Annotated in this window: 19 protein-coding genes and 4 pseudogenes; 15 read left to right on the top strand and 8 right to left on the bottom strand. The window is 50.0% G+C overall.

Translation table 11 applies throughout. The features are described from left to right. The first annotated feature begins 35 nt into the window (after nt 1–35). Nucleotides 36–679 (top strand): annotated as a pseudogene (locus tag RQN30_RS07095) (ABC transporter ATP-binding protein). Further along, nucleotides 679–2,097, top strand: a complete 1,419-nt coding sequence (locus RQN30_RS07100) for an FtsX-like permease family protein (RefSeq protein ID WP_353059878.1) — start codon at nt 679–681, stop codon at nt 2,095–2,097. The pseudogene RQN30_RS07095 and the gene RQN30_RS07100 overlap by 1 nt, the downstream one beginning before the upstream one ends. Nucleotides 2,098–2,113: 16 nt before the next feature. On the opposite strand, the gene RQN30_RS07105 is transcribed toward RQN30_RS07100, so the two are convergent. Further along, nucleotides 2,114–2,296 carry a hypothetical protein gene (locus RQN30_RS07105; protein WP_353059879.1) on the bottom strand — a complete coding sequence of 61 codons (183 nt, stop codon included), beginning with the start codon at nt 2,294–2,296 and terminating at the stop codon, nt 2,114–2,116. 49 nt (nt 2,297–2,345) lie between these two features. Between RQN30_RS07105 and purB the strand changes: the two are divergent. The 10 genes and pseudogenes from purB (at nt 2,346) to RQN30_RS07155 (ending at nt 11,874) form a co-directional block, all read left to right on the top strand. Further along, nucleotides 2,346–3,772, top strand: a pseudogene (gene purB / locus RQN30_RS07110) (adenylosuccinate lyase). A gap of 10 nt (nt 3,773–3,782) precedes the next feature. Continuing rightward, a complete protein-coding gene (locus RQN30_RS07115) occupies nt 3,783–4,043 on the top strand; it encodes a DedA family protein (protein WP_353059880.1) in 261 nt (86 codons plus the stop codon). 50 nt (nt 4,044–4,093) lie between these two features. Then, nucleotides 4,094–4,498, top strand: coding sequence for a DedA family protein (locus RQN30_RS07120; RefSeq protein WP_353061801.1), 405 nt, complete (start codon nt 4,094–4,096; stop codon nt 4,496–4,498). 128 nt (nt 4,499–4,626) lie between these two features. Beyond that, complete coding sequence (locus RQN30_RS07125) at nt 4,627–4,869, top strand: heavy-metal-associated domain-containing protein (protein ID WP_353059881.1); 243 nt, start codon at nt 4,627–4,629, stop codon at nt 4,867–4,869. 134 nt (nt 4,870–5,003) lie between these two features. Beyond that, the gene (locus RQN30_RS07130; RefSeq protein ID WP_353059882.1) at nt 5,004–5,231 is read left to right on the top strand and encodes a hypothetical protein; all 228 of its coding nucleotides are present in this window, start codon (nt 5,004–5,006) and stop codon (nt 5,229–5,231) included. Further along, nucleotides 5,186–6,799 carry an HAD-IC family P-type ATPase gene (locus RQN30_RS07135; protein WP_353059883.1) on the top strand — a complete coding sequence of 538 codons (1,614 nt, stop codon included), beginning with the start codon at nt 5,186–5,188 and terminating at the stop codon, nt 6,797–6,799. Before RQN30_RS07130 ends, RQN30_RS07135 begins: the two co-directional genes overlap by 46 nt. 2 nt (nt 6,800–6,801) lie before the next feature. After that, nucleotides 6,802–7,557, top strand: a complete 756-nt coding sequence (locus RQN30_RS07140) for an HAD-IC family P-type ATPase (protein ID WP_353059884.1) — start codon at nt 6,802–6,804, stop codon at nt 7,555–7,557. A 180-nt stretch (nt 7,558–7,737) separates the two neighbouring features. After that, the gene (locus RQN30_RS07145) at nt 7,738–8,838 is read left to right on the top strand and encodes a lysylphosphatidylglycerol synthase transmembrane domain-containing protein (RefSeq protein ID WP_353059885.1); all 1,101 of its coding nucleotides are present in this window, start codon (nt 7,738–7,740) and stop codon (nt 8,836–8,838) included. 107 nt (nt 8,839–8,945) lie between these two features. Continuing rightward, a pseudogene (gene pgm / locus RQN30_RS07150) lies at nt 8,946–10,624 on the top strand (phosphoglucomutase (alpha-D-glucose-1,6-bisphosphate-dependent)). Nucleotides 10,625–11,251: 627 nt separating this feature from the next. Further along, nucleotides 11,252–11,874 (top strand): annotated as a pseudogene (locus RQN30_RS07155) (phosphatase domain-containing protein). Between the two features lie 139 nt (nt 11,875–12,013). Here RQN30_RS07155 and RQN30_RS07160 read toward each other — a convergent pair. The 5 genes from RQN30_RS07160 to RQN30_RS07180 form a co-directional block, all read right to left on the bottom strand. After that, nucleotides 12,014–12,379, bottom strand: coding sequence for a hypothetical protein (locus RQN30_RS07160; RefSeq protein WP_353059886.1), 366 nt, complete (start codon nt 12,377–12,379; stop codon nt 12,014–12,016). A 606-nt stretch (nt 12,380–12,985) separates the two neighbouring features. Further along, the gene (locus RQN30_RS07165; RefSeq protein WP_353059887.1) at nt 12,986–13,171 is read right to left on the bottom strand and encodes a hypothetical protein; all 186 of its coding nucleotides are present in this window, start codon (nt 13,169–13,171) and stop codon (nt 12,986–12,988) included. A 558-nt stretch (nt 13,172–13,729) separates the two neighbouring features. After that, a complete protein-coding gene (locus tag RQN30_RS07170) occupies nt 13,730–14,059 on the bottom strand; it encodes a hypothetical protein (protein ID WP_353059888.1) in 330 nt (109 codons plus the stop codon). Between the two features lie 376 nt (nt 14,060–14,435). Then, nucleotides 14,436–15,284, bottom strand: a complete 849-nt coding sequence (locus tag RQN30_RS07175; RefSeq protein WP_353059889.1) for an endonuclease/exonuclease/phosphatase family protein — start codon at nt 15,282–15,284, stop codon at nt 14,436–14,438. Further along, on the bottom strand, nt 15,197–15,604 hold the full coding sequence (locus RQN30_RS07180) for a hypothetical protein (protein WP_353059890.1): 408 nt from the start codon (nt 15,602–15,604) through the stop codon (nt 15,197–15,199). The genes RQN30_RS07175 and RQN30_RS07180 overlap by 88 nt, the downstream gene beginning before the upstream one ends. A gap of 271 nt (nt 15,605–15,875) precedes the next feature. Here RQN30_RS07180 and RQN30_RS07185 point away from each other — a divergent pair, with 271 nt between their 5' ends. From RQN30_RS07185 to RQN30_RS07195, 3 genes are all read left to right on the top strand, one after another. Continuing rightward, nucleotides 15,876–16,646 (top strand): hypothetical protein, encoded by a 771-nt coding sequence (locus RQN30_RS07185; protein ID WP_353059891.1) that lies wholly within the window; start codon nt 15,876–15,878, stop codon nt 16,644–16,646. A gap of 134 nt (nt 16,647–16,780) precedes the next feature. Next, entirely contained in the window at nt 16,781–17,746 is a 966-nt protein-coding gene (locus RQN30_RS07190) for a hypothetical protein (RefSeq protein ID WP_353059892.1), read from the top strand. Further along, complete coding sequence (locus RQN30_RS07195) at nt 17,734–18,222, top strand: VaFE repeat-containing surface-anchored protein (protein ID WP_353061802.1); 489 nt, start codon at nt 17,734–17,736, stop codon at nt 18,220–18,222. The genes RQN30_RS07190 and RQN30_RS07195 overlap by 13 nt, the downstream gene beginning before the upstream one ends. Before the next feature lie 96 nt (nt 18,223–18,318). Here the strand turns inward: RQN30_RS07195 and nrdG are convergent, their stop codons facing one another. Further along, on the bottom strand, nt 18,319–18,756 hold the full coding sequence (nrdG, locus tag RQN30_RS07200) for an anaerobic ribonucleoside-triphosphate reductase activating protein (protein ID WP_491608660.1): 438 nt from the start codon (nt 18,754–18,756) through the stop codon (nt 18,319–18,321). A gap of 186 nt (nt 18,757–18,942) precedes the next feature. Then, nucleotides 18,943–21,099, bottom strand: coding sequence for an anaerobic ribonucleoside-triphosphate reductase (gene nrdD / locus RQN30_RS07205; protein WP_353059893.1), 2,157 nt, complete (start codon nt 21,097–21,099; stop codon nt 18,943–18,945). Between the last annotated feature and the right edge of the window lie 2 nt (nt 21,100–21,101).

Genomic DNA, 21,101 nt, shown 5'->3' on the forward strand with positions numbered 1-21,101 from the left:
TCCTGCAAGCTGTTGGTGTGACAAAAAATTTCGGTATGGTGCACGCACTTGCCGGGATTGACTTATCGATTCGCAAAGGGGAACAAGTGGCGATTATGGGGCCGTCCGGCTCTGGAAAATCTACACTTCTCCACACTCTTTCCGGAATTTTAACTCCCAGTTCCGGAAGAGTTTCTTTAACGGAACCGCCATCAGTTCCCTCCGCGATAGCGCCCGTTCCCGAATCCGGATGCAGCATTTCGGTTTCGTTTTCCAAGACGGACAGCTTGTACCAGAGCTGACAGCGCGCGAAAATGCCGCACTTCCGCTGCTGTTAAACGGCGCAAACAGAAATTCCGCAAACAAAACGGCTGCCGATTGGTTAAACCGCCTCGGAGTGGGCGAGCAAAGCAGAAAACGCCCTGGTGAAATGAGCGGCGGGCAAGCGCAGCGTGTGGCTATTGCCCGCGCTTTAGCATGTTCTCCAGCCGTAGTTTTCGCCGATGAACCGACGGGCGCCCTCGATCAGGCTACCGGGCATGAAGTAATGCAGATTCTCACCACCGCTGCCAAAATGAGCGGCGCCACTCTGATCGTTATTACACACGATATTAAAGTGGCCGCATGGTGCCAGCGCCTAGTGGAGATTCGTGATGGTTTAGTACACACCGACCGCCCAATGAATGAGGTGACGGCTTAATGAAGACGATTGGTTTTGCTGCTCAGCTCACCGCAGCTCGGCTGCGGATGCACCAAGGCGCCGCCCTGCTTGATTCCTTTGCAGTAATCGCTTTTGCCGCGGCAAGCTTGCTCACACTGACTACTTTTGGCGGCATGTGGATGTTTTGGCAGCGGATGCCGTCTGCCAATCACAGTATCGCCCAGGCACTAGACATCCCGAACAGCACAATAAGCGGTATCGGGGAAACATATGTACTTTTGTCCTGTATTGCCTTTGGGCTGTTAGTCGTACCGCTTCTTTCACTCGGCATGGATGCAGCCCGCCTTGGCGCACAAGGCCGCGTAAAACGTTTAGCATCATTGCGCCTGATTGGAATGTCGGCATGGCGAATCCAGAAACTCTCACTCATTGAGACGATGGTGCAATACTTAATCGGTTTCACGATTGGCTTCGCAATATATTTAGCTACACTGCCGGCATGGCATTTAATTTCTTTCCAAGGTAAACATATTGGCACATTTGAGATGCTGCTTCCCTGGTGGGGAATCTTTGCCACTTTATTTTTCTTAGCACTTCTTGCGGCTCTTTCCACCTTTCTTGGTTTAGTGCGCGTATCCATTTCTCCGCTCGGTGTGGCCCGCCGTTTTTCTCCCCGCAGTTTGCGCTGGTGGCGGTTCGGGGTACTGGCTGCCGCATTAGCTTTTGCAATTACTGTGTTTATGAGCATAAACACCAGATATTTGGCCAATACCAGAGACATTATTCTCGCCATCGCTGCCGCAATGGTTTTGATAATCGTCGGCGTGAGCGTGGCTGGGCCGCTTTTCATTCAGCTCACGGCACGTTTCGGTCTGCTCACAAAACGGGCAGCGAAACTCCTTGCTGCCCGTCGGATAATTGATGACCCGCGTGCCGCATGGCGCAATGTGAGCGCCGTATCGCTAATTGGATTAGTGACTGCACTCGTAGTATCCGGAGGTTTTATTTCACTGGAAGCTTCGAACATCACAGACAACACGATGAAAACAATGGCAGCATTGGCGAAACATGATATAACTATCGGAATTTTAATCGTCTTTGTTTTCACTCTCCTGCTGGGAGCGGTAAGCACATTGATTCAGCAAGCTTCCGATGTATTTGACCGCGCCCCGGAACAGCGGGCACTGATAAATACCGGCGTACCGTTTGGGGTTTTTGCAGCAGCCCGTCTCCGTCAAGTTATCTGGCCGTACACAGTTACTACACTGCTCGGAGTTGCGGTTGGAATCTTGCCGGGTTTCAGTTATCGGCTCATGAATAACCAGCAAATCGGCAGCGATATGATTATCCTGCTTGTGATGGTCGGGCTGGGCACTGCAATTACCTTTGCCGCCGCCGCACTAACCATCCCAATTGAACGGCAGGTACTCACAGCGCAAAGCCGACGCAACGATTAACCACGGCGTTAAACGATTAACCACGGCGCCGACCAGCCGCAACGATACTTATTCCGCGGTAAAACCAAACAATCCCGGCAGCTGGCAGCGGCATATATTCCATTCCGGTGAAACATGCCGCTGCTTTCGCCGCCAACTGCAGCGAAGCGCTAATTACCGCCGGATATCTCCGACTGGTATTGAACCAAATTTCCAACACAGACCAAACTCACACTTCTTCACAGAGCGATTCGTGCAAGAATAGAAGCATGGAAAATCTTGCACAAATCACACCCCAAATTGCTCTCGGTCCGCTCGATGGCCGCTATCGGAAAACGACGGAACCTCTCGTGAACTACTTCTCCGAAGCCGCACTCAACCGCGCCCGAATTAAGGTTGAAGTTGAATGGCTGATTTTCCTCTCCCGCAACCAAATTTTGCCTGGCGCCCCGAAATTAACGGACGCAGAAATTACCTATTTACGCGCACTGCCGGAAAACTTTAATGCTGCGGATATCGCGGAACTGGCAGAAATCGAAGCTGAAACCCGCCACGATGTGAAAGCCGTGGAATACTATATTAAACGCCGGCTCGATAGCGCCGAAGAAAATCTTGGTACACCCACAGAGCTGCCCAAAATGCATGAAATCGTGCACATCTTCTGCACTTCCGAAGATATTAACAATCTCGCCTACGGGATCACCGTAAAGGAAGCCGCCGCCGAAGTCTGGCTCCCGCAGGCGCAGGAGTTCTGCACACAGCTGAACGAACTTGCCCATGCTCAGGCAAAGCAGCCAATGCTTTCCCGCACCCATGGGCAAACCGCCAGCCCAACCACACTCGGGAAAGAAATCGCTGTTTTCGCATGGCGCTTATCCCGCCAAATCAAACGAATTGCGCAAACCGAATATCTCGGCAAGTTCAGCGGCGCTACCGGCACTTTCGGCGCACATCTTGCAGCTTTACCCGATGCAGATTGGCCCGCAATCTCAAAACAGTTCGTAGAGAGTATTGGACTCACATGGAATCCGCTCACGACACAGATCGAATCACACGATTGGGCAGCCGAGCTTTTCAGCGCCGTCGCCCATTTCAATCGGATTGCACACAATCTCGCCACTGATTTTTGGACTTATATCTCACTAGGCTATTTCAAGCAGAACCTTTCCGCACAAGGATCCACCGGTTCTTCCACAATGCCGCACAAGGTAAACCCGATTCGTTTCGAGAATGCCGAAGCTAATCTCGAAATTTCCTGCGCCTTGTTTGACACTCTCACCGCTACCCTGGTTACGTCCCGCCTGCAGCGCGATCTCACCGATTCAACCACACAACGCAATATCGGCGTAGCTTTCGGGCACTCACTGCTTGCGCTTGATAATCTCCAACGCGGCGTAGCTGGGCTGGATGCAGACCCGGAACGAATGGCGGAAGATCTTGATAATGCCTGGGAAGTGCTTGGAGAGCCGATTCAGCAGGCAATGCGCGCAGCTGAAATTGCCGGAGTAAAAGGTATGGAGAATCCGTACGAACGCCTGAAAGCGCTAACTCGCGGTCATCGTGTTAATGCTGCAGCAATGCGAAACTTCATTTCTGAGTTAAATCTTCCCCGGAACTAGAGGCTCGAATGCTTGCTCTTTCGCCAGCAGATTACACCGGACTTGCCAGCAAGCTAATCTCCTACCTTCCAAACTAATCTTGATTCCATGAATAAAATTTTCTTCTTCACAACGGTACCTGGATCACTGCTCCAACTCTCTGCTGCGGTAAACAGTGCCGGCAGCACGGACAGCGGTTCGGGTATCGTCGGAAGAATCACCGATTTCACAGTTTCCGTGATGGAAGCGGTCGGCGGTTTCGGAATCGCACTCCTGATTGCATTGGAAAATATTTTTCCGCCGATTCCCTCAGAAGTAATTCTTCCGCTTGCCGGTTTCACTGCAGCAAAGGCGAACGCTTCAACATAATTGAAGCAATCCTGTGGGCGACGGCCGGATCAGTAATTGGCGCACTCGCGCTGTATAGTATTGCGCGGCTTTTTGGCCGCGAACGCACTCGCTGGTTTCTTGCGAAACTCCCGTTTATGGAAACTTCCGATATCGATAAGACTGAAGCTTTCTTTGAAAAACATGAGCGTGCCGCAGTATTTTTCGGCAGATTGCTTCCGATTTTCCGATCCCTGATTTCGCTGCCGGCAGGCGTAATCAAAATGAATCTTCCGCTCTTTATCGCCTTCACCGCACTCGGATCAGCAGTTTGGAATACGGCGCTGATTTATGCCGGATATATACTTGGCGAAAATTGGGGCGAGGTGGAGGTGTATATCAGCCTGATTTCGAAAATCATAATCGGAGCCGCAGTTCTTGCGGTCCTTGTCTGGGCGGCGCACAAGTTTTGGCTCCGGAAGAAGTCAAACCCGTAACCCGGAACTAAGATCCAGAACCGCAACCCGGAACTGCAAACCGGAAAGCCTGTCGGCTGCGCCGCAATCAAATACGAACAAATTTAAAAACAAACACATTAACCAATAAAAACTAGAAAGAATCGATCATGGAAAACAATGCAATTAAACTTAAAATTTCTGGAATGACCTGCGGGAACTGCGCACACCACGTCACAGAGGAACTGAAAGCCGTCGAGGGTGTAGACCGTGTGAGCGTGATTTTGAAGCCGGAAGATCTTTCCACCGTCGATATTTTCGTCAGCAAAGAGATTCCCGATGCAGCATTGCGCGAAGCAGTTGACGAAGCCGGAGATTATGAAGTTGCAGAAATCCAGCGGTACGGAAACTAGGAATTACCAGACTAGATTCCTGGATTTACTGGCTCCTTAGCTCCCTAGCTTCCCGGATTCCTGCCCCTGCCCCTGGCTCCCACTGGATTGCAAGAAATTTTTTACCGAAGTTTCGCAAATTAATGAGGTTTAGTTTGTCCCAAAATCAGCATAAACACGAACCCGCAAATCCGCCGGCAGATACGGCAATGCCGCCGATTTCAGAAATGCCGCCGCGCAAAGCTGCGGAAAATCCGGCAGAAGTCTCTGCCGAAGATACACTGCCGGCTGCAGTTGCAGAAGTTGATTTTGTGATTACTGGGATGACCTGCGCCTCTTGCGCAGCACGGGTGGAGAAAAACTCAACAAGCTTCCGGGTGTGAATGCAGCAGTAAATCTCGCTACGGAACGCGCACATATAGAACTCACTGCCGCAGCAGCACAGTTGAGCGATACCGATTTGATTCAAACTGTCGAAAAAGCGGGCTATGGGGCAAACCTGCTCGGGCGCACCGAAATCAGCACCGACGGCAGCCGCAGCGCCGCGAGCGATATTGATTTTGCTTCCGTCGAAGCAGCTGCGAAAGCAGCCGGAGCAAAGCGTGTGCGCGAATTGCGGGCAAAATTTTGGGCGGCGCTCGTTCTGGGAATACCGATTGTTGCACTGTCAATGTTTCCTAATCTGCAGTTTACCGGATGGCAGTGGCTGATTGGCGCACTTGCGTTTCCGCTTGGTTTTTGGTGCGGTCTGCCGTTTCATCGTGCGGCTTTCCGTGCCGGAAAGCATGGCGCTGCCACCATGGATACGCTTGTCTCACTCGGGATAATCGCTTCCCTTGGCTGGTCTTATTGGGCATTATTTTTCGGCGGAGCCGGCAAACTCGGATATACGATGCAGATGAGCGGGGTTCATCGCCTTGGAGCACACGGCACTGCGGGCGCTGCACCCGGAATCATGGCGCCGCACATTTATTTTGAATCAGCAGCAATGATCGTAACGTTTTTACTTCTTGGGCGTTGGCTTGAAGCGCGCAGCCGTCGAAATGCGGGGAGTGCGCTGCGTGCGCTGCTGGAGCTTGCCCCAAGCAGTGCGTATCTTGTTGCGAATGCCGACGGCTCCCGCGCAGAGCGGAAAATTCCTGCGAAAGAACTAACAGTCGGCGCGGTTTTTCGGGTGAATCCGGGTGAGAAGATTGCCGCTGACGGCGTCGTAATCTCCGGCAGTTCTGCAATTGATACTTCACTGCTTACCGGCGAATCTGTACCGGTTGAGGTGAAAGCGGGCGATCCGGTAACGGGTGCCGCAATCAACACTTCCGGAACCTTGCTGGTGCGTGCCGAAAGTGTTGGTGAAGATACGCAGCTGGCGCAAATGGGACGTTTACTGGTAAAAGCACAGACTGGGAAAGCTGCAGCACAGCGTCTCGCTGATAAAATTTCTGCAGTTTTCGTGCCGGCAGTAATCATAATTTCACTGCTGACGTTTGCGGTTTGGTGGATTTTCAGCGGCAGTTTCGAGTCGGCGCTTGTTTGTGCGATTACAGTGCTTGTGGTGGCCTGCCCATGTGCGCTGGGGCTTGCCACACCGACGGCACTCTTGGTGGGATCAAGTACAGCTGCCCGCAGCGGTATTTTGATTTCGGGTCCGGAAGTGCTGGAGCGGGCTCACGCTATCGATACGATGGTGTTGGATAAAACCGGCACGCTCACCACTGGCGAGATGCAAGTGAGTGAGATTCGGCTGCTTTCCGGTGCAGAATCGGGTAAACAATCGGCTGCAGAATCAGCTGCGGGCAGCGCAGCTTTCGCTGCTCTGAAAGATTTTACAAATATTGCAGATAATGTGACTTTGGTGCGGGAAATTTCCGCAATGCTTGAAGCAAATAGTTCTCACCCGATTGCGCAGGCAATTGTGCGGAACGCCCCTGATCTTCCCCAAAAACGCTGTTAAAATTGGATGACATTGAGTCAGGATCCGGGCTTGGCGTACGGGCAAAGATTGTACTGCATCCGCATAATCCGCTCACGATTCCAGCGGCAATCGGAAATATTAGTTGGCTGGAAACTTTCCACGCCGCAGATTTTCGTGCAGCGCAGGCTGCGGTACGGGCTGCGAATATCGAGCAGGGAGCTACTGCCGTCGTGCTGGTGATTGGAACTGAACCAGCAGCAGTAATTAGTGTCAAAGACCAGCTTCGCCCCGAATCCCCGCAGCTTTTGGCAGCCTTGCAGGCAGCAAAAATTACTCCGCTGATGATTAGCGGAGACGCGCCGGAAGTGGCATCTGCCGTCGGCGCAGAGCTTGGGATTCAAGCGCATGGCGGTGTACTCCCGGAAGGGAAAGTCGCATTCGTACAAGAATTGCAGGCACAGGGGAAGAACGTCGGGATGGCAGGTGATGGTGTAAACGACGGGCCGGCACTTGCCGCAGCGAATCTTTCAATCGCAATCGGTTCGGGTACCGATGTGGCAAAAGCTGCCGCAGACATTACAATACTTTCCGGACTTCCGGCAATCACACAGGCAGTTTCGATTTCACGGCGGACCCTGCGGGTGATTCGCGAAAATCTTGCCTGGGCTTTCGGATATAACCTGCTCGCAATCCCTTTAGCCGCATTTGGGGTAATTATTCCGGGAATTGCAGCAGCGGCAATGGCTGGAAGTTCGGTGATTGTGGTGGCGAATTCACTGCGGCTGTACCGAAACTGAAAATTATGCGGCCAAATCCTGCAGCAGCCGTACTGCCCGCACCTGCAGTGCAGAACTTAATTCAGTATTTGCAAATTCGAAAGCAAAAACTCGTAGACTTATCCTGAAGCAGGTTTAAACGCAAAAGCAGAAAACGAAAACAAATACTATTGGGAAGCTACAGCAGAAAGCTCACAGATTTTGGCGTGGAAAAGAAGTAACAACCAGGATCCGGAAATTCCTGCGGATTCCTGCAAGTTTTCACAGCAAAACGAGCACGATTCCACAGCAGAAGAGTTTCCAGATTTTCAAACATTGCGTAAATCAATTCTTGCCGATTTTCCAAAAACTCCTGCTGCTTCGCTCCACCCTTTACAGCTTCCGCATTTTTCAGTTAAGACACTAATTATCACGGCTGTTGCTGTGATTGCAATGATTTTTGCTTTCGTCTCAATAGATTTTGCAAACTTATCTGCAGCATTTACAAACGCGAATCCATTCTGGATGGCAGCTTCGTTTACCGCTGCCCTTTTCACTTATCTTGGCGGAGCGATCACACTAAATGCTTACGTGCAAGAACCAATAAAGCTTGGCGATTCGGTGCTGATCCAAGCAGCTGCTTCGCTAATTACGATCATTACTCCCGCCGGGATCGGCCCGGCTGCCTTAAATTTTCGGTTTCTGCAAAAGCGCGGAATGCCCTCCGCTCCGGCTTTAGCGACGGTCACGCTGGTGCAGCTTGCTCAGTTAACCACGACGTTATTCCTGTTATTAGCATTATCTTTTACTTCCGGAGATTTTTCCGTCCAAAAACTGCCGAGCGGAAATACGCTAACCATGCTGGTGTTCATCGCCGTAATTATTGTTTTGATTAGCGCAATTCCACACTTCCGCCGGTTTATTTGGAAGAAAATTGAACCCGCTTATCTGCAGGTTTCCCCGCGCCTGCTTTGGCTTTTTACCCATCCGAAACGGTTGCTTCTCGGATTTTTCGGAACTATAATCAGCGCAGCTAGTTTTACTGCTTGTTTTACTTTCGCCCTGTTTTCTTTCGGCGATACGCTTCCGCTTGAGACGCTTGCATTCACTTATCTGGCAGCAAATATGCTCGGCTCTACGATTCCTACGCCTGGCGGTATCGGCCCAGTGGAAGCCGCACTCACCGGAGGTTTGGTAATCGCCGGAGTACCGTACTCAATCGCTTTTTCGACGGCAATACTCTATCGGCTTTTCACGTTCTGGGGGCGCGCGCCGCTTGGCTGGATTGCACTGCAAATCGCCGGCAAAAAGAATCTCGTATGACTGCCCGCAATCGGAATACTGCCGCTAAATTGAAAGAAGCGTTTTCGAAAAATAATCCGCACGCTTTTAAGCTACCCCGCGGGCATATTTTTTGGCATGATTGAAGTATGAACGAACGCGCAGGCTTAACCGCCACCTCAGCAGATTTAATTGATGCCGATGCTCTGATTTCGGCATACTACGATTTAGAACCAGACCCGGAAAACCCGAACCAAAAGGTTGTTTTCGGCACTTCCGGACATCGCGGATCAGCATTTGATGCCGCATTCAACGAAGCACATATCGTAGCCACCACGCAAGCGATTGTGGAATACCGTGCAGCGCAAGGAATCACCGGTCCGCTCTATATTGGGCGTGATACACATGCGCTTTCCGAACCGGCACAGCGCACTGCGCTTGAAGTACTCGCAGCTAACAATATCGAAGTGCGCATTGACGCACGAGATTCATATACTCCCACCCCTGCTGTTTCACTCGCAATTTTGACGGCAAACGGTGCAGGCACAGCAAGCGGCGTCCGCACCCAGGGTCCCGATCTTGCCGACGGTATCGTGATCACCCCGTCGCACAATCCTCCGCGCGACGGCGGATTCAAATACAATCCTCCGCACGGCGGTCCAGCCGATTCAGACGCCACGAAAGTAATCGCATCCCGGGCAAACGAGATTTTGCGCGACGGCTGGCGCAAGGTCAAGCGCGTTTCATATGCGGAAGCCGTCGGCGCGGAAACTACCCGCGGGCATGATTATCTCTCAGCCTATATTGATGACCTCAGCTCAATCATCGATTTTGACGCTATCCGCGCTTCCGGCGTCCGCATTGGTGCAGACCCAATGGGAGGCGCTTCCGCGAACTATTGGGGTGCAATCGCTGAACGGTACGGAATCGATTTAACGGTAGTGAATCCGGAAGTCGACCCAACATGGCATTTCATGACCCTCGATTGGGACGGAAAGATTCGCATGGATTGTTCTTCCCCGTACGCGATGGCTTCACTGCTTGCGCGGATGAAACCGGGAGCAGACGGCAAGGCACCATTCGATATTGCCACCGGTAATGACGCCGATTCGGACCGCCACGGTATCGTCACCCCGGATGCGGGCTTGATGAATCCGAATCATTACCTTGCCGTCGCAATTCAATATCTTTATACACATCGCCCGAATTGGAACACCGACGCTGTAGGAAAACACTCGTTTCTTCCTCGTTAATCGACCGCGTGGTTGCCGGTATGGGCAAGAAACTGATGGAAGTGCCAGTTGGTTTCAAATGGTTCGTACCGGGGCTGCTTTCCGGCACTGCCGGTTTCGGCGGAGAAGAATCTGCGGGAGCTTCATTCCTGCGGAAAGACGGCACTGTGTGGACCACCGATAAAGACGGATTGATTATGGATTTGCTGGCTGCGGAGATTATTGCCGTTACCGGAAAGTCGCCGTCGCAATTACATCGTGAACTCACTGCCCAGTACGGAACTTCAGCATATGCACGAATTGACGCACCCGCCACAAAGGAAGAAAAAGCAAAACTTTCCGCGCTTTCCCCAGAAGCTGTAACCGCAACCGAACTTGCCGGCGAACCAATCACCGCCCGTTTGGTAAACGCTCCCGGCAACGGTGCAGCAATCGGCGGTTTGAAAGTGACTACCGAAAATGCGTGGTTTGCTGCCCGCCCGTCCGGTACTGAAGACGTGTACAAGATTTACGCAGAATCGTTCAAGGGCGAGGACCATTTACGGCAAGTGCAGGAAGCTGCAAAAGAAGTTGTTTCAGCAGCTCTTGCCGGTTAAATTCTGAACTGCAGCAACATCTCCGGCTGGTTAGCAGCTCAGTTAAATCAGTTTCAGAAAAATCAATATTGACATGTGCGGCTCGGCAACATTGCGGCGTGCCGGGCCGCACGCACGCAGCCGCAACTCAACCAAGAGTAGGAAAGAATGTCGCTCGCAAGCATTGCCAGATCACTCGAATCCGGTCTCAACCGCCGCGGAATCGTCCGTCGCCGTGAACAAGGCTGGCTCCCGCAGATTGTGCCATATTCCGGTTATGGTTCCACAACACAGGTACGGATTATCGCCCGAGCAGTGATGGCAAAACCGGAACACCTTGGCGCGCGGATAAATCTTGACTTTCTCCGCAACGGAAGAATTCCGGGCGGAAGCACTACGCGCACGGTACGCGATTTTGCTGAGCTGGCAATTATTGCGGGCGCGGAAGCACAGCGCGGCTGGCGGCAGTTTTTCACCACCCAGGTCGGATTTTTACCGGTGAGCGTTGAAATTAATGGGAAAACAATTCACACCCGCACTGACCGCAACGGCTATATTGAACTGATTGTACAAAATCATGGGCTGAAGCCGGGGTGGCAGGAAGTTAAGATTACTCCGATAAAAGGCGAACCGGTAGTAGCGCCGATTATGATTGTTTCACCGCAGGCGCGCACTGGGCTGGTCTCCGATATCGACGATACAATTCTTGTTACTTGGCTTCCGCGCGCCACTCTTGCCGCATGGAATTCGTTTGTAAAACATACAAACACCCGCCAAGTGGTGCCGGGGATGCCGAATCTGTACCGTGAACTGCTTAGTGACGATCCGGACGCGCCGGTGTTTTATCTTTCCACAGGTGCATGGAATACTTACTCCACCCTGCTTGATTTTATTCGGCGATATCGTTTCCCGATTGGTCCGCTGCTGATGACAGACTGGGGGCCGACCCCAACCGGGCTTTTCCGCTCCGGGCAGGAACATAAAAGAGTCAGCTGCGGAATCTGCTGATTATGTTCCCGCATATCGAATGGTATCTTGTCGGTGACGACGGGCAGCATGATCCGCTAATTTACGACGAGTTAGCACGCGAACATCCAAGCCACGTGAAAATGATTATGCTCCGCGAATTGAATCCGGTAGAGCAGCTGCTCGCACACGGTACGCCGGAAGCATCTGAGGGTGTCCGTGAAGATTCAGATATTGAACGGCACGGCGTACCGGTGATTCGCGGGCGCGACGGATTTGAACTTGCCGCGCAAGCACTACGCTGATTAGCTGATTAGCACGGTATCACACCGCAAACTAAAACTATTTGAAATAGTTTTCGGGTGTGAAAACTGCACATTTATTCAGCTTTCACACCCGATTTAGTGGAAAATATATCTTTGATCTGCGCAACTAACTCCAGATTTATTGATTATCTTGCAATTCTTTCCATCTTTGCAATGCGGGAATGACTCTAAAACCAGTCAACTTACGTTCAACAAGAGCTTCTTTCACATCAGCAGTAACAACAATACTCGACGCATAAGGATTTGCGGGTGGGAAATACCAAACCTTCCCATCGCTCCCAGTAAATCTGACCAGAGAATAGCCCTCCACATCAGCACTCCGCTTACGCCGAATAGTCAGCGGAAGAACCTCCATCCCCGCAACACCGCACGCAACAAAAACATCAACCATTCTTTGCGAAAAGATTCTCTCACTTAATCCAGCCCACAACCAATCAACAAGACGACCCGAACTCCACGGCGCCAACCACAAATTCTTAGGCAAGGTCGAGAACCCATCTTCAACAACGATTTCAGTCCAGTCACGTCCATCCGGAAGTAAAGCTGGGCAATCAGGATCCTTCCTCCCACATCAGATTCACCCAAAGCGTACCCGAACTACCATTTGGAGAAATCACAAACTTATTTTCCAACTCCACAATCAAACTCCTAACACCTAGGCGGATACTGCCGCAAAACTGCTGTCCGCTTATTCAAAACAGCCCTTTTCGACGGTGCCGGATTATATTTAAACCAAACACGCCAAGACTGATTTACTTTACTGGCTTTTGCTCGATGGTCGTGCAATTCCCACCATACTAAATACTTAGGATGATGGATCGTATCACGTCCAGTGAAACCAGCATGCTGGAAATCACTTTCAAAAGCCACGGGTAGTGTATGGTGCGCATCGCAAACTAAAACTATTTGAAATAGTTTTCGGGTGTGAAAACTGCACATTTATTCAGCTTTCACACCCGATTTAGTGGAAAATATATCTTTGATCTGCGCAACTAACTCCAGATTTATTGATTATCTTGCATTTCTTTCCATGCTTGTAGTTCTGGAATGACTCTAAAACCAGTCAACTTACGTTCAACAAGAGCTTCTTTCACATCAGCAGTAACAACAATACTGACGCATAAGGATTTTCAGGCGGAAAATACCAAACCTTCCCATCAATATCAGTAAATCTGACCAGAGAATAGCCCTCCACATCAGCACTCCGCTTACGCCGAATAGTCAGCGGAAGAACCTCCATCCCCGCAACACCGCACGCAACAAAAACATCAACCATTCTTTGCGAAAAATGCGAGCACCAAGTCCTGACCATAACCAATCAACAAGACGACCCGAACTCCACGGCGCCAGCCACAAATTCTTAGGCAAGGTCGAGAACCCATCTTCAACAACGATTTCAGTCCAGTCACGTCCATCCGGAAGTAAAGACGGATAATCAGGATCCTTCCTCCCACATCAGATTCACCCAAAGCGTACCCGAACTACCATTTGGAGAAATCACAAACTTATTTTCCAACTCCGCAATCAAACTCCTAACACCTAGGCAGATCTGCCATCTTCACAAGAGCAATCCCGAAATACATCAGACCCGCAAATACTAACGCCAATAACGCCAACAGCACCTATATTTTCACGATTCACTTTCGAATAACTCCGAAATACGCGAACTAAATCCGGTAGAGCACTGCTTTCACACGGTACACCGGATGCAAGTGAAGGGATCCGTAAAGATTCCGATATTGAACGGCACGGCACGCAAATAGTGCGCGGACGTGACGGCTTTGAACTCGCCGCGCAAGCACTGAACTGACCTAGCAGTAAATAATAAATACCGTCAGCGGCGCTCTCTAAAATCCTCGATCGGCTCGACGATGATTTCTTCAGCAGTTGGGGGATTAAAATCCGCTGTACCGTTCATTTTCATTCCAGCCGCATCTTTCACTTTCGCTGCAGCAGCTGCAGCTGCTCCTTTCGCATTAGCAACTGCAGCATCTGCTGCCCGCTGGAATGTCTGTGAAGCAGTTTCTTTTGCTTTTTCCCGCCCCTTTCGTACCGGAGCAGAATCCCAAAGTTTATTCGCACCCGTCTTAATCTGTTCATAACGTTCACGGCCGGCGCGAGTGCCCAGCACATATCCGACACCAAGAATCGTTACAGTCCGCAAAAACTCATCGCTTCCTCCTTATTTACCCAATTTCTGCTTTGCTGCACACAACTATTATTTTGCAAAGATTGGGATGTAAAATATTCAATCGCCGAAATCGAGAATCTCCATTCACTGCTGCAAATCGGAAAACATTTCCCCGTTTCCCGTTTTCCGCATCCGGAAATACATTGCATTATGTGCAGCAGAATTTGAAACACGTGCGAAATCTTTGAATTATCTTTGAACTATTTAGAATTCTAAAACCTGAGTTTCGATAACTCAGCAGAATTTCATTTTTTCCGCGGATAGCGTGAGAACATTTCACATAAAATTTATCCGATTCTCCGGTAACTGTGCTGAATATAAGTGCCGAAACCCGGAAATCTATCCGCAGTTACTCAGATTCAAGCCGCCCTGCCCGGCCCGATTCTCCTGGTTTCTTTCCAGATGCCGTCGCTAAATCATGCGCCCGAAGCTGTACCGCAATCCCCGCATGGTCAGATTTACCGATTTTCACAATCTTCGCCAACGCTCCGCGGTATCCGTTTCCGCCGCTCAGCACACGGTCAATCGGAGCAGCAAGCCAAACCGGAAATTTCGCCGGCCAGGTACCCAAACCTGCGGTTCCGGCTGCTTTTACTGAATCGTAACAATCAATCCCGAGCGCTTCTTGATGATCGGCAGTAGAGTTGAAATCTCCCGCAAGAATAAAACTTCTTTCCTGCTTACAGATTCCGTAAGTTTTTGTAATTTCCGCTTTCCAACGCGGCATGAGCTTCGGCAGCGGAGCTATTGGGTGTACCCCATAAAACGCGGGAAGTTTTGAATTGCTGCCGCTTGGTTCAGCACCGACGATTGAGAATCGTGAGAATTGCATGAATTGCGCAGCTTGTTCCGGAAGAATATCACCGGAATCGGTTTTCTGTGCCGCAGCTGGAATTTCGCCTGTCAATTCACTGAGATTCATTTCTTTATACGTGCCGAGTTTCGTTGAAATAAGCAGCACGGTTGAAGAAAAAGCCGGCTCCCACTTACTGGTTTTCGTATCAAATTGTTGAAATTCTTCACCCGCAGCTTTCAGCACTTCACGAATTTCGGCACCTTGCTGGGTGGAAGTTTCGGGAAGTACGGCAGCGTTTATGTGATTTTCGAGCATTACTTCCGCAATATCAGCAGCGGAGGTTGCCCCGCCTTTCGTGTTATAGGTAAGCACATTGATTCGCGGAGTTTCTGTTTTTTCCACAGAAGTGCTTTGCGTAAGCTCGTCGGCAAAATAAATTCCCCGCGAAAAACGGTGGTTAAATGTGCCGCACCGGAAACCAGCAGTACGATTGCGCTTAAGCCGGCAACGAATCTGCGAAAAACGGTGTGCGCACGAAACGCGGGAATCAGATACAGCAAGCCGAAAAACAGGAAGAACAGTGCGAGTATCCAGCGGAATGAAATCAGCTGCGCAAGCGGAAAAGCGAGCAGTAATTCGGTTTGCCCAGTCAATTCCGGCAGCACAGTGAAAAGTGAGAATACGCAGAAGATCAAGGCGACGGCAGTGCGGATTAGAGTCATAAAACATATCTTAACGGGCACTGTATTCCGATTGGGAGCTGTATTCAGCAAAATGAGAGCTTTGCAATTCTCTGTTTCCGGCGCTCTCCGCAGGGCATAAACACACTTTTCCGTGAACACAAATTTCCGTGAACACAAATGTCTGTGAATGCAAATGTCCACAGCACAGAAAAGTGTGCGTTATTTCCACAGCCAACAGCTAAGAAAACTTTCAATTTTGCAAATTCGTGAAGACTTTAGTTCGGAAACAAATCATCCGAAGGAGAACAACGTGATTTCAAAAACCAAAAAGTTAATCATTGTCTGGCTTGCACTCGCCCTGACAAGTCTCGGCGTGAATGCGCCGGCGTTCGGGGCAGAACCCGCCTATAAAATATCAAACGAACATGACGGGAAACAGCTCGGATATCTAATTGAACGCACACCAAGCGGCAAGTATTCAACCTTTCTTGGCCGCCGTCCGGAAATGCTTAGTTCCCAAGGTCTCCCCACCTGGTGTGTGAATATCACTCAGCCCGATCCGAAAAGCGATGAGGTAACCACAGTCGCCGCACTTACGAAACCCACAATAAATGCACCCGAAACACTGCAGGTTACTACCGCACAAATGGCATATTTACTTGGAAAATATCAAGAGTCAAACGATCCGAAAATATTAGCCGGAATTTCATATCTAATCCACTTGAACTTCGAAAACGAACCTGCGGCAGGAAGTGCCCGCACTTTCTATCCAAACACATCCGCACAGGCAAATATCACGCACTTACGGGAAGCAGTACTGAAATATGCACCATTTATTGAAGAAATTGCACTGCAATATGTGCAAGAAGCAGCTGCTTCCGCTGCCGTCGGATATCAAAAAGGAGCAGTTACCGGAGCAGGTGAGCGGGAAGGGATTGTACATTCCTTAGGAGTAACCAACCAGGAAGGAAACTACCTGGCGGATAAAAATATTACCGTCACTTTAGAAGGGCCTGCCGTCTTTCAAAAACAGGCACAAATACTTGGAGCGGGAAAACTGCAGCCGAACCTCTCTCTTTAATTTGGGAAGCCACCGGAAACGGTCAGGTAAAAGTAACTTCACGAATCTCTGCAGCACGTACCACACTCACGCTTTTACAAACCGACGGCACTTCGCAAAACACGGTTACAATCGGAAACCGCCCAACAGTAGATTTGACTGAGGTCGTCACTTCCGGGATAACTTGGGAAGTAATTTCCGATTTCCAACCGATTGGAGTTTCGCGAGTTGCAAAAATTACGGAATCTGGAAAATTTACCGACACTTTCAAAGCTGCCGCAGACCCAAACTACGGCAATGGAAAATGGATTTCGCTTTCCACACGGATGGCAGCCAAATATAATACAGCTCCCGGCCCGATTCCAGTTGTTTACCGCGCAACAGCATACTATGCGGGAGACGAACCAGCGAAACAAAATCAAGATCTACCGGAAAATGCCGAAATACTTGGCAGCGTGCAGGTTACTGCGAACGGACAGAGCGAGATTAGTGCAAGTTTCACTGCGATGAAACCCGGATTCGTTACGGTAGTTTGGGAAGTTAAGAAATCAGAGCAAGGAGCGCTTGCCGAACTAATTCACGCCGACTGGCACGACGATTACGGAATTCCTGCAGAAACTATTTCCTATCGGCATCAGCTTGAAATCGATACTGCACTGAGTATCCGCACTACAAAATCCGGCACATATCTCGTAGATGACGTGTTCGTTAAAGGACTGCCCGAAAATCACAGCGATTTTTCCGGCGACGGGCGTTTTGCCGCGGATTTACCGGAAATTGAGCAAAAATTGCTTTTCTTCCCGCAAGGTTTACCAGTAACCGATAACAATATTTCAAAAGCCGAAACTATCGGCAGCGGGACGAAAATTCCAGCCCGCAACGGATTCTATCCGAGCGTCGGCACTACCGATTTTCAGCTAAAACAAAACGCCGACGGAACGCTCATCCCCGGCACTTACGTGTTCGTAACCTCTTTTATCGGAGATAATCGGGCAGCACCCTTTACCACATCCGTAACAGACCCGAATGAACAGTACGTTGCCGCAAACACTCCAAGCTTGCACACAACACTCACTTTTCACGGGAAAAACTTGTTCCAGCTGCTGGAATCCAAAAGCTAACCGATCATGTTTGTTACACCAATCTCGAAATCGGCAGCCAATACGAACTGCACGGAAGCTTAATGACTTTGCCTGCCGGAAAACCGCTGTTTGATATTAACGAAAAACCAATTGTCAGCAAAAAGACTTTCATCCCGCGGGAAGCGAATGGCTGCGAAGATATGGAATTTGAAGTTGACACTGCGCTTTATGCCGGTACCCGCACAGTCGCATTTGAAAAACTGCTGCAAAACGGAACAGAAATTACGGCGCATGAAGATTTAACAGACAAAAACCAGACCGTCGAATTTGCTCCAAAACCAAAAACCCCTCCCGCTCCAAAACCTAATCCGCCAAGCACACCGCCACCGCCTAACCCGCCAAGCGAACTGCCAAAAACCGGAGCAGAGAGTTTGGAATTCCTGATAATATTTGCAATCGCCGCAATTGGCGGCGGCGGTGCGTTAATCTGGATTCGCCGGAATCGAAAAGAGTGACCCGGCACTCTTCAAATCTTAATTTTGCCCGCATTTATCAGGAAACAACACAATACGCATTTCACACCGACGGGCTGAAACTCTGCGCAGCTAAACTCAGCTGTAGATTTTCAGCTCGCCGGTGTGCAAATCAATAATTCGCTGATTAGTTGATCCGCGGAAAGGCAGATCCCGCACAAAAAGCTTTTGCACAAACGGACCATCTACCAGCACATCGCAGAGCTGTAACAATTCCGCTTTATCAGGATCCGCCCGCAGCTGTGAAAGCGTATATCCCGACCACGCCCAAACGTTTTTCCTTTCCCCAAAACGTTCCCGAACCTTCTTCACAAGCGGAATAAGAATATTCGTATTTAGGAAAGGTTCCCCGCCAAGCAAAGAAATCCCGGCCACATACGGCTGCGCCAAATCTGTGAGAATCTGCGCCTCAAGCTCTTTAGTGTACGGCTTTCCGTAACGGAAACTTTGCGCTGCTTTGTTATAACAGCCCGGGCATTTGAACGGGCAGCCAGATACATATAAAGAACAGCGCACACCCTCACCGTCGACAAAATTAAACGGCTTGTAGTCGGCGATATATCCAGCAGAAAGCGCACTCGCCTGCCATTCCCCTGAGCAGGCTGACGCACTCCGTTCACATCTAATTCAGCCATCTCTGCGGCACCGTCTTAATCCAAATTCCGAATCACAATTGGCATAGTCCTTTTCCAAGGCCGCAATTTACTCAAGCGGATCCAGATGTTTTACCCGACTGGAAATTTCTGCATGCCGCCCATGAACCATTGGACGCTTCTGCGGATTTCCAAGATACCCGCAAGTCCGCTTCACTACATCGCAAGTAGCCGGATCTTCATTGCCGCAATCCGGGCAAATAAATCCCTCAGCCGTCGGAGCAAACTCACCGTCGAATCCGCACTTATAACAGTGGTCAATCGGCGTATTTGTTCCAAGATAAGCAACCTTATCGTAAGCATAATCCCACACAGCTTCGAGAGCTGCACGATTATGCGTAAGCTTCGGATACTCGCAATAATGAATAAAACCGCCTTTTGTATACTGCGCATAAGGTGCTTCAAAATCGATTTTTTCGAAAGGCGTAATCTTCTTCCGGATATCGTAGTGGAACGAATTGGTGTAATAATCTTTATCCGTCACGTCCGCAATCATCCCAAATTTTGCCTGGTCAAGCCGGCAAAAACGATCAGTTAAAGATTCGCTCGGCGTGGAGTAAATCGAAAACCAGTACGGATACTCTTCTTTCCACGTATTTGCATACGCATTCAGTTTCCGCACAATATCAAAGGTAAACTCTTTCGCTTCCGGATTCGTCTCCCAATCCGGACCGTAAAAACACACAGCTGCTTCATACAATCCAAGATATCCGATTGAAACTGTAGAACGATGCCGCCGGAAAAACTGTGTCACTTCAGTATCGCCGTCTTCTGCACGCATCCCGAATGCGCCGTATTTATAAAGGATCGGCGCGTTTTCCGGTGTCGCATCTTCACAACGCTTAATTCGGAAAAGCAGCGCTTCTTTCACAATCTGCATTCGTTCCGCAAAAATCTTCCAGAACTTTTCCTTTTCCCCGTGCGCTTCAATCGCAATCCGCGGAATGTTTAAAGTAACCACACCAAGATTATTCCGCCCGGCATTTACGGCTTCCCCGGTTTGCGGATCAACCCACTTCGGCAAGAAAGAACGGCAGCCCATCGGAGCCTTATAATCCCCCTCGAGTTCTACAAGACGCTTATATGAGAGCACATCCGGATACATCCGCTTTGTAGAACATTCAAGAGCAAGCTGTTTAAGATCATAATTCGGATCTTCCGGACGCAAATTCACGCCTTCACGCAGCCCGAAAACAAGCTTTGGGAAAATTGCTGTGTGCCGGTCCTTCCCGATCCCGCGAATCCGTACCCGTAAAATTGCCGCTTGAATTTCACGTTCAAACTCTGAAGTACCAAGACCGAAACCGAGCGTCACGAACGGAGTCTGCCCATTAGAGGAATAAAGCGTGTTAATTTCATATTCAAGCGACTGCATCGCGTCGTAAATATCTTTCCGCGTTTTTTCCCAACAGTAATCTTCCCGCAATTCAGGTGCGACCCACTGCTGCGCGTCCCGCAGATGTTTTGCATAATTCAGCTCGGCATACGGAGCAAGCACTTCATCTGTTCGATCCACCGAGCAGCCGCCGTATTGCGACGAAGCTACATTTGCAATAATCTGCGCAATTTGCGCCGTCGCTGTATTAATTGACTTTGGTGATTCAACGCGGGCATTCCCAATCTGGAACCCGTCTTTCAGCATTCCGGCAACATCGATCAGGCAGCAATTCGTCATTGCCTGGAACGGGCTATAGTCAAGATCATGGAAATGAATCTCACCTTTGATATGCGCATTTGCCACAGACCGCGGAAGCATTGAACGTAAAGCATACGCTTTCGCGACGGAACCCGCTGTGAGGTCCCGCTGGGTATTAAAGACCTTTGAATCCTTGTTCGCATTTTCATTCACAACAGTTTTGTCACGCTGCAGCAATCGCCCGACCGAATAGGTCACATCCATCGCCTGCTCGCGCAGCAAATCACGTTCATGGCGGTATTCAATATATGAGCGGGCAACGTTCGGATACCGGGAAGCCATCAGATAGTTTTCGATTTCGGTTTCAATTTCCGGAATCGAAAGATTGCGCTCTGGGAGCCGGTCAATTACCGCATGCACCGCCGCCATTACAAAGCGATGGTCTTCAATCCCGTTTGAATTTAGCGCAAGGTAGATTGCGCGATAGATTTTCGACGGATCAAAATGGACTTTTCGGCCATCCCGCTTCTCAACAAAAATCTCCGCTGCAGCCACATTATCCAACAACATCT

This window comes from Arcanobacterium hippocoleae (genome assembly GCF_040360365.1).
Taxonomy (GTDB): domain Bacteria; phylum Actinomycetota; class Actinomycetes; order Actinomycetales; family Actinomycetaceae; genus Arcanobacterium_A; species Arcanobacterium_A hippocoleae_A.

What these genes read in the sequence shown, in the direction of transcription:
- RQN30_RS07100 (WP_353059878.1), top strand. Translation starts at nt 679, where the DNA reads ATGAAGACGATTGGTTTTGCTGCTCAGCTCACCGCAGCTCGGCTGCGG.
- RQN30_RS07180 (WP_353059890.1), bottom strand. Translation starts at nt 15,604, where the DNA reads ATGACTCTAATCCGCACTGCCGTCGCCTTGATCTTCTGCGTATTCTCA.
- RQN30_RS07115 (WP_353059880.1), top strand. Translation starts at nt 3,783, where the DNA reads ATGAATAAAATTTTCTTCTTCACAACGGTACCTGGATCACTGCTCCAA.
- nrdD (WP_353059893.1), bottom strand. Translation starts at nt 21,099, where the DNA reads ATGTTGTTGGATAATGTGGCTGCAGCGGAGATTTTTGTTGAGAAGCGG.
- RQN30_RS07125 (WP_353059881.1), top strand. Translation starts at nt 4,627, where the DNA reads ATGGAAAACAATGCAATTAAACTTAAAATTTCTGGAATGACCTGCGGG.
- RQN30_RS07165 (WP_353059887.1), bottom strand. Translation starts at nt 13,171, where the DNA reads ATGGTTGATGTTTTTGTTGCGTGCGGTGTTGCGGGGATGGAGGTTCTT.